General features: G+C 68.3%; 6 protein-coding genes and 1 pseudogene. 4 read left to right on the forward strand and 3 right to left on the reverse strand.

Annotated features, from left to right (window positions below):
* The first annotated feature begins 44 nt into the window (after positions 1-44).
* Positions 45-824, forward strand: coding sequence for a PucR family transcriptional regulator (locus tag BPSG_RS07235; RefSeq protein WP_026643712.1), 780 nt, complete (start codon positions 45-47; stop codon positions 822-824).
* A gap of 2 nt (positions 825-826) precedes the next feature.
* Here the strand turns inward: BPSG_RS07235 and BPSG_RS07240 are convergent, their stop codons facing one another.
* The 3 genes and pseudogenes from BPSG_RS07240 to BPSG_RS08885 all read right to left on the reverse strand — a co-directional run.
* On the reverse strand, positions 827-2947 hold the full coding sequence (locus BPSG_RS07240; RefSeq protein WP_162165648.1) for a DUF6020 family protein: 2121 nt from the start codon (positions 2945-2947) through the stop codon (positions 827-829).
* A 51-nt stretch (positions 2948-2998) separates the two neighbouring features.
* Entirely contained in the window at positions 2999-3928 is a 930-nt protein-coding gene (locus tag BPSG_RS07245; protein WP_051592027.1) for a biotin--[acetyl-CoA-carboxylase] ligase, read from the reverse strand.
* A 737-nt stretch (positions 3929-4665) separates the two neighbouring features.
* Positions 4666-5013 (reverse strand): annotated as a pseudogene (locus tag BPSG_RS08885) (biotin transporter BioY); the annotation flags it as partial.
* Positions 5014-5373: 360 nt separating this feature from the next.
* Between BPSG_RS08885 and BPSG_RS07255 the strand changes: the two are divergent.
* The 3 genes from BPSG_RS07255 to BPSG_RS07265 all read left to right on the forward strand — a co-directional run bounded on the left by BPSG_RS07255 (position 5374) and on the right by BPSG_RS07265 (position 18426).
* A complete protein-coding gene (locus BPSG_RS07255) occupies positions 5374-7269 on the forward strand; it encodes an acetyl/propionyl/methylcrotonyl-CoA carboxylase subunit alpha (RefSeq protein ID WP_051592025.1) in 1896 nt (631 codons plus the stop codon).
* The gene (locus tag BPSG_RS07260) at positions 7266-8951 is read left to right on the forward strand and encodes an acyl-CoA carboxylase subunit beta (RefSeq protein WP_033502220.1); all 1686 of its coding nucleotides are present in this window, start codon (positions 7266-7268) and stop codon (positions 8949-8951) included. The genes BPSG_RS07255 and BPSG_RS07260 overlap by 4 nt, the downstream gene beginning before the upstream one ends.
* Before the next feature lie 61 nt (positions 8952-9012).
* Positions 9013-18426: a type I polyketide synthase gene (locus tag BPSG_RS07265; RefSeq protein ID WP_026643709.1), complete on the forward strand. Its 9414-nt coding sequence runs from the start codon at positions 9013-9015 to the stop codon at positions 18424-18426.
* Positions 18427-18566: the final 140 nt, after the last annotated feature.

Here is an 18566-nt window from a genome sequence, read left to right on the forward strand (position 1 = left end):
GCGCGCGGGGCCGAAAATGACGCCCCGCCGCTACACTGGGCAGCATGGAAGGTAGTGAGCAGGCGGATATCCTCGATCTTTTGGCGGGGCATACGGACGACACGACGATCATGCGGCTCACGTTCGAATGCCTGCTCGCGGGGCTCGACGACGACCGCGTGGTCTCGCTGCTCAACATCATCGGCTGGCGCGGGGATTTCAGCTGTTTCGCCATCGGCGGCGAACCGGCGGAATCGCTCGGCGCCACCGCCTCCGCGGTGAGCAAAGCCATTGCCGATCTGGGCGGCGAGGCCCCATTGATCGGCACGTACGGGCGGTACGTGCTCGTCTGCATGCGCGTGCAGGCGGCCGTCTCGCCGGAAGTCGCGTGCACGTCGGTGTCCGGCGCGTTCTCCGCGGCGCCGCTCTACCTGAGCCCCGTGCGCACCGGCGCGCAAGGGGCGAGCCACGCCTTGCACGAAACGCTGTTTTCGCTGCAGGCGGCGCCCTCGCTGCAGCATGCGCCACGTCCGCTGCGGGCGGACGACCTGCTGCCCGAGCGCGCGCTGCTCGGCGACGAGATCGCGCGCGAGGAGCTGTACTGCAACGTGTACCGCGTGCTGCACGGCGAACACGCCGATGATCCGACGTTCCTGACCGTCTCCACGTTTTTAAGCTACGGGGGATCGTTGGAACTGACGGCGAAAGAGCTCAACATCCACCCCAACACCGTGCGCTACCGGCTCAAGCGCGCCGCTGAGACGACCGGTTGGGACGCGACCGACCCGCGCGACGCGTTCGTGCTGAACACGGCAATCGCAATCGGCCGCATGCGCGACGCCTAGCGTTATGCGCGGGGCGAATCGTGCGCTGTGCCGCGCGCCGGGCCGTGCACCCAACTGCCGCCGCGGTTGTCGCGCGCGAACGTGATGCATAGGAATCCGAAGACGAACGCGATCGGCAGCATGTGGCGCTCGAAATTGTTCGCCGGCGCCGTGATCATGACGCCCATCAACAGCAGGAGCGGCATATGCCAGCTCAGCGCGCGCCAGCGGCGCAGCGCGAGCTCGGCGGCCCCGATGAGCAACGTGAGCGTGACGTAGAAATTGCCGTGTGTGACCCAGCCGAGCACCGGAATCCGGCTCCACTCGCGCACAACATGCGCCACGCCGTACCGCCAGTTGTGATTGTAGTATTTGATCCACGTGTTGGACCGCTGTACGTAATCATTGTCCACGTAATAGCTCATCGGCACATACGGCGGGTCGAACACGTCGAAATACCCGTATGATTTTGCGAACAGCGCGTCGAACGCGGTCTGCGGGTCGGCGCGTACGATCTCGAGCCAGGCGGCGTTGAACTGCTTCATGTCTTCCGCGGTGACCGAACGCCAGCGGTAGCTCACCTTCTTCGACTGGATGCCCGACGATTTGACCGGGTCGGCGTCCTCACTGCGGTACGCCTGCGCCATCTGGTCGATGTTGAAGATCGGCGCGAGCTTTTTCGCTGCGCTTTCGGGAATCGCGCCCGGGTTGCGTTGCGCCACGCGCGCGATCATCTGCAGTTGCGCGCCGCGGCTTTCGATCGGGTCGCCGCCGATGATCGCGCCGGAGCCGATGAGCAGGGCGATCGCGCCGTGCACAAGCAGGGTAGGCAGCAGCAGGGTGAGCGTGTACAGGCGCCAGCGGCGGCGGTCGGCAAGCAGCGAGAGCACCACTTGGATCATGATGATGTACCACGCGTATTTCGCGCTGACGAGCATGACGACGCACGAGACGACCAGCGCGGCGATTGTGACGGGGCGTGTGGGTTGCGGGCGGCCGGGGGTGTTGCGGTGGGTCATGTACAACTCGTACATCAGGCCGAACCACCAAGTGAACGCGAACGCGAAGAGTGGGGATTTGGTCAGTGAGATCGTGGAGAACGTGACGAGCGGGCAGCACAGGAACGGCAGCATCACGAGCGCGCGGGCGAGCGGGCTGGCGGGGGTGGGTGTGTGTGCGGTGAGCGTGTGGATGCGCAGGCCGCGTTCGGGATGGGCGAAATCGACGGGATTCGTGGTGTGCAGGCGTTCGGGGTGCGCGTAATCCGGGTGTGTGTGCGGGGCCGATGCTGTGCGCGGAATCCACGGCAGATTGAAGAAGCGATTGGCGGCGGAGGCGCAGCAGAAGCCGGCGAAGAGCCACTGCAGGGCGGCGAGCACCACAAAGCCGGCGTCGTTCGAACCGGTCAGGTAGCGGGAGAGCGCGGCGGAGGCGCCGTAGATCACGGTGAGCACAATGTTGTGCTGGTCGGTCAGGTACGTGGGGCCGGTGGACCACATGTAATGCGCGGTGGGGTAGATGTCCATCGGCACGAACGAGAAGAAGCCGATGTACGGCTGCTCAAGGCCGGTCCACTGATTCCACGCCCAGGCGAATTCGCGCGTCTGTGAGAGGATGTCGGCGCCGTACGCCACAAGCAGAGTCGTGGGGATCCACAGCCAGCCGATCGCGAGCACGAGCCAGATGCGGCGCCAGTTGCGGGTCGCACGCACTGTGAGGCGGCCGGCGGCGGCGAAGAAGCGCGCGGCGCGCGGCGGTAGGGCAATGGTCCGGCCGGCTAGGTGTGCGGCGGGATCAGCTGCGCCTCCGAGGGAAGCGGTTGTGCGTATGGCGGAGTCGGCTGCGCGGTGGGCGGAGCGGACGAGCAGCCACACGATGCCGAAGCACACCACGAACATGGCCACGAACGCCACGCCGTTGGTCCAGCGGAATGCGGCGAGCCCGGCGTCGGCGCGCATGAGCGGGCCGATCGCCGTGCACCAGGCGATCCAGGCGCATGCCAGCGCCGCGATGAGCCAGCACAGCGCCGCGCCTACGCGCGCGGGTGCGGTGCCAGTCTGTGCAGCCGCAGTCGGACCAGCTGGTGCAACGGCGTCGCGTGCGCGGGAGGGTGTGGAGGAGTGGCTCAGATGATCACGATCCATAGTCAGCGATTGTACATTTCGCCCAGAATGCCTTGCTGCGAGCCGCACACATCAATCGCCGACGGGAAGCACACCCACGTCGCCGGTGCGGACGAGGCGCTCGGCGCCGGCGTCGTCGGTCATCGCGAGCGAGGCGTCGGCATCGAGCGCGCGGGCGATGCCACTGCACGTGCTGCCATCCATGTAATGGACAAGGATTGGACGCCCCAGCGTCCAGCACTCTTCGGTCACACGCTTGAGCAGATTCTGCGCGTAGCCGTGCGGATTGAGCCCGAACTGCCACAGGCGCCCCTCGAGATTGCGCACGGTGCGTGCGGCAAGCAGGTCCATCACGCGCTCCGCCGGCGGGCGGCCGCCGTCGTCCGCCGGCTCGGTGATTAGGCGCCACGACGTGGCCGCGTCGATCGGCAGGTCCTCCTGCGGCACGGCGATGTTCAACCCCACGCCGAAAATCACCGCAACCGTGTTCGGGTCATCCGGCAGCGTGACCATCTGCGCGAGGATCCCGCCAAGCTTGCACCCGTGGAACACGATGTCGTTGGGCCATTTGAGCTTGACGTCGTCTATGGAATTGTCGGCGTTCACCGGATCGGGCACCCACTGCAGATTTGTCTCCTGCAGTGTCTCACGCAGCGCGTCGAGCACGGACAGCCCAGCGATCATCTGCAGCCAGCCGTTGAGTGTGGGGTCGTGCGCCACGCCAGCGCCCACCGCCGAGATGAACGACGCCGTGAACGACTCGTCCGGCGCGCTAAACCACGTATGGTCGAGGCGGCCGCGGCCGGCGGTCTGTTCGCGCGCGGCGATGACCGTCATGCCGTTGCGGTCCCACTGGCCGCTCGTGATGAGCTGTTCGGCCGTGGCATTCGTGGAGCGCGCGGTCTTGAGCGACCACACGTGCGCCACCGCTCGTGTCTGCGGAAGGTCGTCATTGATTAGATTGCCGGCGCTCAGTTCGCCCAGCTGCTCGTTGCTACACATATAGTCGATTATTCCACGGGGTTGCGGGGTGTGCGCATGGCTGCCGACATGATTTGACTCTGGTGCCTGCAGGGGAACGTCATATTTTTTTTTGGGGGGGGGCTGTTGGGATGACGTTGCTTTGGATGGGGGAAATACGGGTGGATTCTCGGGATTCTTGCGGTATCTCGCTTACGAGAGTGCCTTAATTGTGGCACATGCAGGTATTGGTGCTGTGAATTGTTGAAATTCCAGTGCGTCGCGCGGCCAATACTTCGAGGCTGTATGGTTAAGGCACTCTCGTAAGCGAGATACATCCAACAAAGCCTTTCCACGGCCATTCCCACCCGGCCCCGTGCTTTACCGTGCGGTAACTAGCGGCGGAAGGTGGCGGCCACGGTGGCAGCCAAGGCCGCTTTGCACAGGTCGCCGGGCAGGAAGCCGGCTGAGGCGCTCGCAATCAGGCGCAGCGGCACACCCGTGACCGCCGTCTGCACAAGCAGGCCACACGCATAATGCAGCACGATGCAGCCGATCACCGCCGCCGCCCAATACGCCGCGAACCGCAGTGCCCAACGCATCGTTGCCCGCCATGCACGGGCGTAGCCGTACCATAAGTCCGCGCTGAAATCGGCGATTGCGGCTCGACATGCATGCGCGCAGGGTGTGTCCATGTGATTGCGGTCTGCGATGGAACGGTACGACGCATGCGTCGTGACGTCATCTGCCACGGCATGCACACCGCTGCTGCCGTGCCGCATGCCCCAGCGCTCGCCCACACGTTGCACGGCGGCGGCGAGGGTGGCGGTCACGGCGATCGCGGGCACAAAGCCGAGGATGAAGCCGGCGCTCGGCCCCACAAGCGCAAGCGTGGACATGCCGCCCGCGAACACCGGCAGGCCGCACGCACCCATCGCCACATACATGACGACCGCGGCCACCGCCTGCCGCCGGCTGAGCACCATGGCCGCCATCATCACTACGAGCGTCTGCAACGTGATCGGCACCGGCGTTCCGGGAATTGGAATGTGCCCCGCCGCGGTGGCCGCCCACAACAGTCCGGCCGTCACAAGGGACGGCGCCCACTGCAGCATGAATGTCCGCATAGTGAGACGCGAGGGCGCAGTGATTTCAGTGTTTTGCATATCTATTCCTTTCGTCATGCGTGCCGGGCCCATGCACGCCACCATGCCCGCTGTGAATGCATGGAGACCCGCATGGAAACCCAGCGCCGCTACCCGGCACGCGGCCGCGGTGCATACACCGCGCAACCTGCGGCATGTGTGGCAATCGGGCGGCATCCGCGCGCCAGCGCATCCCGGCCGCCCGCCACAACCCCGGGCCAATCCGCCCCAAGCTTACGTACGCGCTTGCGGCGGCCGGTTTGTAGCCGTGAACAAAACCGGGGCGCGATCTTTGCGAAAAACAAAAAGCGCGCGCACGGCGGCCGCGGCAATCTAGGACGCATGCCTCAACACATCAGCAAACTGCTCGTCGCCAACCGCGGTGAGATTGCCCTGCGCGTGGTGCGCACCGCGCGCGAAATGGGCATCCCCACCGTGGTGGTGTACGCGGAGCAGGACCGCCACTGCCAGTACGTGCAGATGGCGGACGAAGCGTATCTGCTCTCGGGAGACACATACGCAGACACGTATCTCAACGAGGATCTGCTCATTTCCATCCTGGAACGAAGCGGCGCCGATGCCGTGCACCCCGGGTACGGCTTTCTTTCCGAGGTCGCGTCGTTCGCCACGCGCGTGATGGACGCCGGCGCAGTGTGGGTCGGTCCGTCGCCGCGCGCGCTCAAGGCGCTCGGCGACAAGATCAGCGCGCGCAATGTGGCCACCAAGGCGAAGGTGCCGCCGGTGCCGGGTATCTCGCATGCGGTGAGCGACATGCGCGTGCTGCTCGACTTCGCGCACACGCATGGCTATCCGCTCATGATGAAACGCACCGATGGCGGTGGCGGCCGCGGCATCACGCTCGTGCGCAACGACGACGAGCTGCGCGGGTTCTACCTGAACCACAACGCGGTGCAGGGCGGCGATCTGGCCGAGTACTTCGTGGAGCGGTTCATCGACCATGGCCGTCATGTGGAAACGCAGTGCGGGCGCGACGCGCACGGCGAGTTCACCGTCTACTCCACACGCGACTGCTCCGTGCAGCGGCGCAACCAGAAGCTCATCGAAGAGGCGCCCGCCCCGTTCCTGGACCCGGAGGTCGAAGAGCAGCTGCACGCCTACTCGTGCCGTCTGTTCGAGGCGGTGCAGTACGTGGGGCTCGGCACGTGCGAGTTCATGGTGACCGACACGGGCAAGGCGTATTTCCTTGAAGTGAATCCGCGTCTGCAGGTGGAGCACACGGTGAGCGAAGAGGTCTGCGGACTCGATTTGGTGCGCGAACAGCTCACGATCGCCGCCGGCGGACACCTCACGCCCGCGCCCGCCCCGCGCGGCCACAGTTTCGAACTGCGCATCACGAGCGAGGACCCGAAGTCGAACCTCACGCCCAGCTCGGGCACGCTCGAGACGGTGCGCTGGCCGTCCGGCCCGGGCATCCGCGTGGATTCGGGCGTCGCGGAAAGCGACACGATCTCGCCGAAATTCGACTCGATGATGGGCAAGCTGATCGTCACCGCGCATGATCGCCCCGCGGCGATCGCGCGTGTGCGCCGCGCGCTCGCCGAGCTCGAAATCGCCGGCGTGCCGACGCCCGCTGATCTCTACGCGCAGATCTTCGCCGACGACGAGTTCACCGGCGAGCATGGCGTGCCGTTTGACGTGAGCACAAAATGGCTCGAACGCAAATACCTCAACCGCGAACCCGCGGCGGCGCGCGCTGGGCAGCCGGCGTCGGTCGCCGGCGCGGCGGCCGCCGAAGACACCGCGCGCACGGCGAGCGAACGGTTCGTGATCGAGGTGAACAACCGGCGCGTGGAGCTGACCGTGCCGCTCGATGTGGTGGCCAACCTGACCGGCGGCACCCACGCGCGTGCCGCCCAACTGCCCACGCAGCCGTTGCGTGGACAGGGCATGCACCATGTGGAGCGCAAGGAGGCGCGCGACGAGCGGCCCGGCGTTATCTCGGCGCCGATGCAGGCGATCGTGACGCGCATCACCGTGGCGCCCGGCCAGGCGGTGGCGAAGGGCGACCTGCTCGTGGTGCTCGAATCCATGAAGATGGAGAACTACGTGTACGCGCCGGCCGGCGGCACCGTCACCAAGATCTTCGCCGCCCCCGCCACCGGCGTGGAGGCGGGCGAGACGCTGCTCACGATGGACGTGGCGGGCGCACGGCACGGCGGCGACGCGCACCATGCGCCGGCCGCGGAATCCGCGCAATCCGAGGAGGTGCACGCATGACCGACATCACGAATTCCCCCACGCTGCTCGCGCTTGCCAAGGCGCACGGCGGCCTCAACGAGGCAGCGCAGGCCGTGCAGGCGGCGGTGCAATCCGCGCCCGGCACAGGCAACACCGGCGCATCGCCCGCGGCGGAACACCAGCCGATCCGCCCGGCGGTGCTGCGCGCGGCCCAGCTGGCGCGCGACGCCGAGGAGCGTGCGCGCGACCGCCAGCATGTGAAGGGCAAGCTCACGGCGCGCGAACGGCTCGACCTGCTGCTCGACACCGGCACGTTCGAGGAGATCGGCCGGTTCAGCGGCGGCGACATCGCGTCGGGCAACGCCGGCGCCGCCGTCATCACCGGCTTCGGCGAGGTGTATGGACGCACGGTGGCCGTCTACGCGCAGGATTTCTCGGTGCGCGGAGGCACGCTCGGCGTGGCCGAGGGCCGCAAGATCTGCCGGCTGATGGACCAGGCGCTCGCGATGCAGGTGCCGGTTGTGGCGCTGATCGACTCGGGCGGCGCGCGTATTCAGGAAGGTGTGGCAGCACTGACGCAATACGGGCGTATTTTCCGTAAAACTTGCGACGCAAGCGGTTTCATTCCGCAAATCTCGCTGATTCTGGGCCCGTGCGCGGGCGGTGCCGTGTACTGCCCTGCACTGACGGACCTGATCATCATGACGCGCGAGAACTCGAACATGTTCGTCACGGGCCCAGACGTGATCAAGGCGGCCACCGGCGAATCGATCAGCATGAACGACCTGGGTGGCGGCACCGTGCACAGCACCACCTCGGGCGTGGCGCACTACCTGGGCGCCGACGAGGCCGACGCAATCGACTACGCGCGCACCGTGCTCGCGTATCTGCCGTCGAACTCGACCGCGCAACCGCCCACCTACGCGTACATGGCCACGCGCGCGGACCGCGAGGTGGCAGCGCGCCTGCACGAGATCGTGCCCGAGAACGACCGCCAGCCGTACGACGTGCTCGATGTGATCCGTTGCATTGTGGACTACGGCGAATTCGTGCAGGTGCACGAGCTGTTCGCGTGCTCGGCCGTGGTCGGGTTCGCGTGCATCGGCGGGCGTCCGGTGGGCATTGTGGCGAACCAGCCGAATGTGCTCGCAGGTGGCCTTGACGTGGATGCGTCCGAGAAGATCGCGCGGTTCGTGCGGCTGTGCGACGCGTTCAACCTGCCCGTGGTCACGCTCGTGGACACCCCCGGGTACAAGCCCGGCGCCGAGCAGGAGCATGCGGGCATCATCCGGCGCGGCGCGAAGGTCATCTACGCGTATGCGAGCGCGCAGGTGCCGCTCATCACCGTGATCCTGCGCAAGGCGTTCGGCGGCGCGTACATCGTGATGGGGTCGAAGGCGATCGGCGCCGACCTCAACTACGCGTGGCCGAGCAGCCAGATCGCGGTGCTCGGCGCCACCGGCGCGGTCAACATCATCCACCGCAAGGACCTGCAGAAGGCGCGCGACGCGGGGCAGGACGTGGAGCAGGTGCGCGCGCGGTACGCAGCGGAATACGAACGCACCACGGTGAACGCGAACCTGTCGATGGAAACCGGGCAGATCGACGCGATGATCGACCCCGAACAGACGCGCGGCGCACTCGTGGAGGGGCTCAAACTGCTCGCCGGCAAACGCCGCGTGCGCGCCACCCCCCGCCACCACGGCAACCAACCCCTCTAGCACCGATTCCAAGCACCAACTCACGTATCCATCACATATGACCAACACAGAAAGAACACCGATGACCACCACACCGTTCCTCAGCCGCCTTGCCAGCGAGCCGCACGCACTGATGTTCGCGGGCCAGTCCACGCCATGGACGTCCGCGCTCGCCGAGCTGGCCGCCGACCCACAACTCGACGAGGCGTTGCACAACTACGCGCGCCTTGCGCACGACCTGCTCGCGCCGGTGGGCGCCGAGCTGCTGGCCACGACCGGCCGCGAAATCGATTTGTTCGGCTTTACGCCGAATCCCGTGCATCTGGGCGCCGCGGCCGACGCAACCGTGAGCGTCGAAGGCATCGCGCTCGCGCAGCTCGGCGCGCTGCTCGACGCCGCCCAGCTCGGCTACGACGTGGCCCATGCCGCCCCGCGCGCGCTGCTCGGCCACTCGCAGGGCATCCTCGGCGTGCACATGGCCCGCGCGATCATCGACGCCGGCTCCATCGAAGCCGCGCGTGATGCCATCAGTGAGATCCTCGCGATCGCCGCACTGATCGGCGCCGCCGGCACGCGCGAGGCCCACGCGCACGGCATGGTGCCTCGCTACGGCGAGGCCACACCGATGCTTTCAGTGAAGGGCATCATGCCGCGGCAGGCGGACGAGCTCATCGCCCGTGTGAACGACGCGCGCGGTCCGATCGCCGTGGCCGTGATCAACGCGATGGACCATGTGGTGCTCTCCGGTCACCCGCAGGACCTCGCGTCGTTCGCTGTGGAAGTGGGCAAGGAGCACGCGCACCAGGCGCAGCTGCGCGCCGACAAGGTGCGCGGCGGCCGCGTGTTCGACCCCACGCTCGAATACCTTGATGTGACGCTGCCGTTCCACAGTCCGCTCATGGAGCGCGCGGTGGAACTCGTGGGGCAGTGGGCGGCCGCGTGCGGCATCGGTGCCGACCATGCGCGCGAACTCGCCGCCGAGGTGCTGCTTAACCAGGTGGACTGGTCCGCGCAGGTGCGCGATCTGCTCACCGAAAACAGCCCGCGCGATTTGTGGGTCGTGGATCTGGGCCCGGGCACCACACTCACCAAGCTGTTCGCGAACAACGCGCAGGGCACGGGCGTCGGCATCGTCGAAGCGGCCGGTGCGCAGTCGCGCGCCGCACTCGCCGAACCGGGCGCCGAGCCCGCGCGCACGCAGGACTGGTCGTGCTTCGCCCCGCGCGTAGTGCGCACCGCGCACGGCGACGAGGTCTCGACCGCGTTCACACGCCTGACCGGCAAGCCGCCGGTGCTGCTCGCCGGCATGACGCCAACGACCGTGGAGCCCGAGATCGTGGCTGCCGCGGCGAACGCCGGCTACTGGGCGGAGCTCGCGGGCGGCGGTCAGGTGACGGCCGAGGTGTTCGACCGCAACATCGCCAAGCTCGAAGAGCAGCTCGACGAGGGCCGCACGGTCGAGTTCAACGCGATGTTCATGGACCGCTACCTGTGGAATCTGCAGTTCGGCGCGCAGCGCATCGTGCCGAAGAAGCGCGCGAGCGGCGCGCCGATCGACGGCGTCGTCGTCTCCGCCGGCATCCCTGAGCTTGACGAGGCGGTGGAACTCGTGCGCGCACTCAACGCGGACGGCTTCCCATTCGTCGCGTTCAAACCCGGCACGGTCGAGCAGATCCGCCAGGTGGCGGCGATCGCGCGCGTGGTGGCGCCTGCGAAGATCCTCATGCAGGTCGAAGGCGGCTCCGCGGGCGGCCACCACAGCTGGGAGTCGCTCGACGACCTGCTGCTCTCCACATACGCGCAGATCCGCGAGCATGAGAACCTCGTGCTCGTGGCGGGCGGCGGCATCGGCACGCCCGAGCGCGCCGCCGACTACATCAGCGGTGAATGGGCGGCGCGCTACGACCGCCCGAACATGCCGGTCGACGGCGTGCTCGTCGGCACGGCCGTCATGACCGCGCGCGAAGCGCATACGAGCCCCGAAGTCAAGCGCATGCTCGTCGACACGCCCGGCATTGGCGTCGGTGAGCAGCACGGCGACGTGTTCGCGCCGCTCGGCGAACAGTGGGTGCCGAGCGGGCAGGCAGTGGGCGGTGTCACGTCCGGCCTGAGCCACCTGCACGCCGACATCTACGAGCTGGAGAACTCCTCGGCGCGCTGCGGGCGTTTGCTCGTGCGTGTGATGAAGCACCCCGACGAGCTGGTGAGCCGCCGCGCCGAGATCATCGACGCGCTCAACGCCACCGCCAAGCCGTACTTCGGCGACCTGGGCACGATGACGTACCTCGACTGGGCGCGCCGCTTCGCCGAACTCGCGTTCCCGTGGGTCGACGGCACGTACGCCGATCGGTTCCTGCACCTGCTGCAGCGCATCGAAGCGCGCGTGATCGACCTTGAACAGGGCGAGTTCACGCCGATGTTCGCCGCGCGCGCAGACGTGGAGGACGACCCGTTCGCCGCGATCGACGCATTGCTCGCCGCATACCCGCAGATCGCCGAACTGGTGGTTTCGCCGATGGACGAGGCATGGTTCACGACGCTCGTGCGCGAATACCCCAAGCCGATGCCGTTCGTGCCGGCGATCGACGGCGACCTGCTGCGCTGGTGGGGCCAGGACCAGCTGTGGCAGTCCGAGGACCCGCGGTATTCTGCCGATTCCGTGCGCATCATCCCCGGCCCAATCTCGGTGGCCGGCATCACGACCGTCGATGAGCCGGTCGCTGCGATCCTCGGCCGCTTCCGCGACGCGATGACCGCACGCGTGGCCGGCGGTGCACAGCCCGCGGCGGAGCCCGTGTTCGCGGCGCTCAGCGATGTGCGCAGCGCCGAGGACTTCATCCGTGCGAGCGCCAACATCTCGTGGATCGGCCACGTGACGGCCAACCCGGCCTATGGTACCGACCGCGGCAGCAAGCAGTACGAACTGCGCCATGTGGGCCGCGACGAGGCCGCGGGCGTGGAACAGTTCGACCTTGACATCCACCTCGACACGTTCTGGGACAACGATCCGGATGGTGGCCTGAGCAAGCACGCGGTGCGCGATATCGTGATCCCACTCAACGTGGCGCTCGACGCGACCGGCACGATTCCCGTGGTGGACCGCGAGCGCCTGCCCGAACATGTCTACCGCATGCTTGCGGCGACCGCCGGCATCGGCAACACCGCGATCACCGGTGATGCGCTGACCGCGATGCCCGACGTGCGCCCGGCCGACGACACGCAGGAGTTCCCGTTCGGCGTGGCCGAATCGACGTATACGCTCTCCGCCAACCTTGGCGCCGACCATGAGGCGGCCACCGGCGGCGCGCTGCCGCTCGACCTGGCCCCCTCGCGCATCGCGCCCGACGCGCTTGTCGGCCCCGCATGGCCCACGATCTACGCGGCGCTCGGCTCGGTCATGGTCGATGGCTATCCGGTCATCGAGGGCCTGCTCAACGCCGTGCACCTCGACCACCTCATCGAACTCGACATCACCGAGGACGAACTGCTCGAGCACACCGGCGAACAGATCACACTGTACGGGTGGGCCGAACAGTATGCGGAATCCGCGTCGGGCCGCGTGGTGACGATCCATGTGGAGCACCACCTCGCCGACGGCACGCTCGTGGCGCGCGAAACCGAGCGCTTCGCGATCCGTGGCCGCGCGTACAGCGACGAGCTGCCCACGCCCGCGCCGAACTACGGCGGCCTGCTTGAGGACATCCGCGAAACGCCGCGCCGCGTGCTGCGCCGCGTCACCGTGCGCGCGCCGCACGAGATGACGGCGTTCGCGCGCACGTCGGGCGACTTCAACCCGATCCACACGTCGCACCGCGGCGCCGCGATCAGTGGGCTCGCGCAGCCGCTCGTACATGGCATGTGGCTCTCGGCCACCGCGCAGCACGCCGTGCAGGCGCTCGACACCGCCGGCGCGCACTACGAGATCGCCGGATGGACGTACAACATGTACGGCATGGTGCAGCTCGACGACGAAGTGGAGATCACGGTGGAGCGCATCGGCCGTGTGGCGCACGCGGGCCTCGTGCTCGAAGTGACGTGCCGCAGCAGCGGGCAGATCGTCTCGCGCGGCACCGCCATCACGCGGCCCGTGGCGAGCGCGTTCGTCTACCCGGGCCAAGGCATCCAGGCGCAGGGCATGGTGCTCGACGAGCGTGCCAAGTCCGCGGCCGCGCGCGATGTGTGGGAGCGCGCCGACAGGCTCACGCGCGAGCGGCTCGGATTCTCGATCCTCGCCGTGGTGCGCGACAACCCGAAGGAGCTCACCGCGAACGGCGTGACCTACCGCCACCCCGAAGGCCTGCTCAACCTGACGCAGTTCACGCAGGTCGCGCTCGCCACGGTCGCATTCGCGCAGACCGCGCGCCTGCGCGAGGCCGGCGCCGACATCAGCCCCGCGTATTTCGCCGGCCATTCGCTCGGCGAATACAACGCGCTCAGCTCGTTCGCCGGGGTGATTCCGCTCGAGACCGTGCTCGAGCTCGTGTTCCACCGCGGGTCGACGATGCACCATCTCATCGACCGCGACGCGCAGGGCCGTTCCAACTACCGCATGGGCGCGCTGCGTCCGAACCAGTTCGGCGTCGACGACGCGCACGTGCGCGAGTACGTGGAGTCGGTCGCGCAGGCGAGCGGCGAGTTTCTGGAGATCGTCAACTACAATCTGGCAGGCCAGCAGTACGCAGTGGCCGGCACAATCGCCGGGCTCAAGGCGCTCGCCGAGGACTCCGCGCGGCGCGTGGCGGAGTTCGGTGGCAAGAAGGCGTTCATGTTCGTGCCGGGCATCGACGTGCCGTTCCACTCCACGCTGCTGCGCAAGGGCGTGCCGGAGTTCCGCGACAAGCTCGACGCGCTGCTGCCCGCGCACATCGACTACCGCGGGGCGCTCGAAGGCCGGTACATCCCGAACCTGGTGGCCGTGCCATTCGAGATGACGCGCGAGTTCGCGGCGGCGATCCTCGAGGTCGTGCCGTCCGAGCGGATCGCCGAGGCGCTCGCCGATGGCGAAGTGTGGGAGGCGTACGCGGCCGATGACCAGAAGCTCGGCCGCCTGCTGCTCACCGAACTGCTCAGCTGGCAGTTCGCCTCGCCGGTGCGCTGGATCGAAACGCAGGCGCTGCTGTTCGGCTCGGCCGAACAGGGTGGCCTCGGCGTGGAGGAATACGTGGAAGTGGGCCTGGGCAATGCGCCGACGCTCGCGAACCTGGGTGCCAAGACGCTCAAGCTGCCCGAGTTCTCGCGCCGCAAGGTGACGGTGTACAACGTGGGCCGCGACGAATCCCGCATCTACATGACCGATACGGATTCCCTCGCCCCTGAGCCGGAGCCCGCAGTCGCCGAGGCGTTGTCTGCCGCCTCCACCCCTGTTACGGGTAGTGCTTCTTCTGCTACGGGTAGTGGTCAGAGTGCCCAAAACCCCGCAGATTCCGGGCGTGTCGCCGCAGAAAGCACTACCCGTAGCGTACAGACGACGGCCGCGGATGGGGGCGCGCAAGGCGCTACCCAGAGTGGCGCTGCGCAGGGCGCTGCACAGGGTGTTGCGGGGAGCGAGGTCGCGGACATCCCGTTCAAGGCGCACGACGCGATCGCCACGCTGCTGGCGTACGCGGCGAAGATCCGCCCCGAGCAGATCGGCGGGCAGGACACGACCGACACGCTGACGAATGGCGTCTCGTCGCGCCGCAACCAGCTGCTCATGGACATCAGCTCCGAGCTGGGCGTGGCGAGCGTCGACGACGCGGCCGAAGCGAGCATCGACGCACTCAGCGCGCTCGTCGACAAGGTCGCCCCGAATTACAAGGCGTTCGGCCCGGTGCTCGCCGACATCGTGCGCGGCCGCATGCGCGGCCTCTTCGGCGCCGCCGGCGTCAAGACCGCGCAGGTCGAGGCGCGCGTGCGCGACGTGTGGGGTTTGGGCAACGGCTGGGCGAGCCGTGTCGTCGCCGCGCTCGTGCTCGGCACACGCGAAGGCACGAGTGCGCGAGGCGGTGACCTGGCCGAACTCGGCACCGATGCCGCGACCAACGTGGCGCAGGCAAACGCGCTCATCGACGCCGCCGTGCAACTCGTCGCCGCGCAGCAGGGCATCGCCGTGTCCAAGCCGTCCGCCGTCGGGTCCGCGGGTGGTGCGGTCGTCGATTCCGCAGCGCTCGACGCGTTCGCCGCGCAGGTGACCGGCTCCGACGGCGTGCTCGCGCAGACCGCGCGCTTCGTGCTCGGCAAGCTCGGCCTCAACGAACCGGAGCCCGCGCCGGAAGACGACGCCAATGCGGCGGTCGTGGCGGCGGTGGAAGCCGAGCTCGGCGCCGACTGGCCCGAACAAGTGGCGCCGCGCTTCGACGCGCGCAAGGCGATCCTCTTCGACGACCGCTGGGCGAGCGCGCGCGAAGACTTGGCCCGTGCGTTCTACAACAACGATGCGGCTGCGCTCAACGGCGACTTCACCGCGCTCGGCGAGGCCGTGGCCGCCGAAGCGCGCTGGTTCGCCGAGCGGTCGCGCGAAGACGGCCGTGCCGATCTGGCCGGTCGATACGCGCAGATCGCCGATGCGGCGGCCGCGCCGGCGAGCGCTGACCCCGCGCCGTACGCGGGCGATGTGGCCGTGGTGACAGGCGTGGCACCCAATTCGATCGCCGCGCAGGTGGTCAGCGGCCTGCTCGCCGGCGGCGCCATCGTGATCGCCACGTCGCACAGCTTCCGCCCGTCCGTCAAGGCGTGGGCACGCGAGACCTACCGCACGCACGCCCGTGCCGGCGCGCAGCTGTGGCTCGTCCCCGCCAACCTGTCGAGCTACCGCGATGTGGACGCGCTCGTGGACTGGGTGGGCCATGTGCAGAAGAAGACGAACGGCGCCACCACCACCGTGCTCAAGCCGGCGTATGAGCCGAGCCTGTTCTTCCCGTTCGCCGCGCCGCCGGTGCACGGCTCGCTCGCGGACTCGGGCGCGCTGTTCGAATCGCAGGCGCGTCTGATGCTGTGGGGCGTGGAGCGCGCGATCGCCGGATTCGCCGCGATCGGCGCCGACACCGATGTGCAGCACCGCCTGCATGTGGTGCTGCCGGGCTCGCCGAACCGCGGTGTGTTCGGCGGCGACGGCGCGTACGGCGAGGTGAAGAGCGCGTTCGACGCGATTGTGAACCGTGCGCGCGCCGAGCACGACTGGTCCGGCCGCGTCACCTTCGCCCACCCGAAGATCGGCTGGGTGCGCGGCACCGGCCTCATGGGCGGCAACGACCCGCTTGTCGAGGTGGTGGAGCGCCACGGCCTGACCACGTATTCCACCGAGGACATCGCCACCGAGCTGCTCAAGCTCGTCTCCGCCGAAGCGCGCGAGCAGGCGCGTACGGCGCCGCTCGACGTGGACCTGACCGGCGGATTGGGCGGCTCGCCGATCGACATCCGCGCCCTGCGCGCCGAGGCCATGGCCGACGCCGCGCTCGACGAGGCGGCTGCCGAAGACGCCGCGGCCGAGGCGCACGCATCGATCAAGGCGCTGCCGAGCCCGCATGTGCCGCGGCAGGCGCGCGTCGACCTCGCCGAATGGCAGGGCGTGACCGCGCGGCCCGAAGACCAGATCGTGATCGTGTCGGTGGGCGAGCTCGGCCCGTGGGGCTCGGGCCGCACGCGCGCCGAAGCCGAACTCGGCATCCATTCGGACGGCCAGGTGGAGCTCTCCGCCGGCGCCGTGCTCGAACTGGCGTGGGGCATGGGCCTGCTCAGCTGGGCCGATTCACCGACGCCGGGCTGGTATGACGCAGACGGCAATCTCGTGCCCGAGGAAGACATCGCGCAGCGGTACCACGACGAGGTCGTGGCGAAGTCGGGCGTGCGCCCGTTCGCCGAGGGCATGGGCGCCGACTACCGCGACGGCACCGACGAAGAGGAGGCCGAAGTCTACCTGGACCGCGACGTGAGCTTTACCGTGCCCACGCGCGCGATCGCCGACGAATACGTGAAGATGGACGAGGCCCACACGTCCATCGCGGCCGACGCCGAAAGCGGCGAATGGACCGTGACGCGCCACGCCGGGTCGATGATCCGCGTGCCGCGCCGCGCCACGATGACGCGCACGGTGGGCGGTCAGTTCCCCGACGGCTTCGACCCGACGAAGTGGGGCATCCCCGCCTCGATGGTCGGCGACGTGGACCCGATCGCGCTGTGGAACATCGTGACGACCGTGGACGCCTATCTTTCGGCCGGGTTCTCACCGAGCGAGATCCTGCAGTCCGTGCACCCGTCGATGGTCGCAAGCACGCAGGGCACCGGTTTCGGTGGCATGGCGTCGATGCGCAAGCTGTACCTCAACCGCTTCCTGGGGCACGAGATCCCCACCGACATCCTGCAGGAGGCACTGCCGAACGTCGTGGCCGCGCATGTGATGCAAAGCTACATCGGCGGCTACGGCAACATGGTGCAGCCGGTCTCGGCGTGCGCCACGGCAGCCGTCTCGCTCGAAGAGGGCGCCGACAAGATCGCGCTCGGCAAAGCCGACTTCGTGGTGACCGGCGCGATCGATGACATCGGCGTGGAGTCGGTCATCGGGTTCGGCAACATGAACGCCACCGCCAACTCGGGCGAAATGCTCGCCAAGGGCATCGAACCGCGGTTCTTCTCACGTGCCAACGACCGCAGGCGCGGCGGGTTCATCGAATCGCAGGGCGGCGGCACCGTGCTCCTGACGCGCGGCAGCATCGCGCTCGAACTCGGTCTGCCCGTGGCCGGCGTGGTCGGATTCGTGCACTCGTACGCCGACGGCGCGCACACGTCGATCCCCGCGCCGGGACTGGGCGCGCTCGCCGCCGGCATGGGCGGGCGCGAGTCCAAGCTCGTGCGCGATCTGGCGACGCTCGGCGTGACGCCCGACGACATCGCCGTGGTCTCTAAGCACGACACGTCCACCAATGCGAACGATCCGAACGAATCCGAGCTGCACAACACGCTCGCCCATGCGATTGGGCGCTCCGAGGGCAACCCGCTGTTCGTGATCTCGCAGAAGTCGCTCACCGGCCATGCCAAGGGCGGCGCGTGCATCTTCCAGGTGAACGGCATCACGCAGCTGTTCAAGTCGGGCGTTGTGCCGGCGAACGCGTCGCTCGAGTGCGTCGACCCGAAGCTCGCGCGCGACGACCACATGGTGTGGCTGCGCGAACCGCTCAACCTGGGCGCGCGCGGCACGGTGAAGGCCGCGCTCGCCACGTCGCTCGGATTTGGGCACGTGAGCGGGTTCGTGGGGCTCGTGCACCCCGGCGCGTTCGAGGCGGCCGTGGCGCGCACGGCCGGCATGGAGGCGCTCGAGCGGTGGCGCGAGCGTGCGAACGGGCGCCTCGCCGCGGGCCGGCGCCATTTCGAAGAGGGCATGATGGGCCGCGCCGCGCTCTACGAGCCGATCGACAACCGCCGCTTCCACGAGGATGGCCGCGGATACAACGCGCACGATGTGGAGAAGCGGATGCTGCTCGACCCGGCCGCGCGTCTGGGCGCCGACGGCTACTTCGCGTAGCGCGGGCAGCCTGAGGGGCTGCATATGCTGAGGGGGCGTGGTTCATGTTTGATGAACCACGCCCCCCCTCAGTTGCGGTGATTGTGCTGATTGCCTGTCTGGCGCGGCCGGTTTCTAGACTGGCGGTGGCAAGGCATGAT

The sequence above is a fragment of the Bifidobacterium pseudolongum subsp. globosum genome (assembly GCF_000741295.1).
GTDB lineage: Bacteria > Actinomycetota > Actinomycetes > Actinomycetales > Bifidobacteriaceae > Bifidobacterium > Bifidobacterium globosum.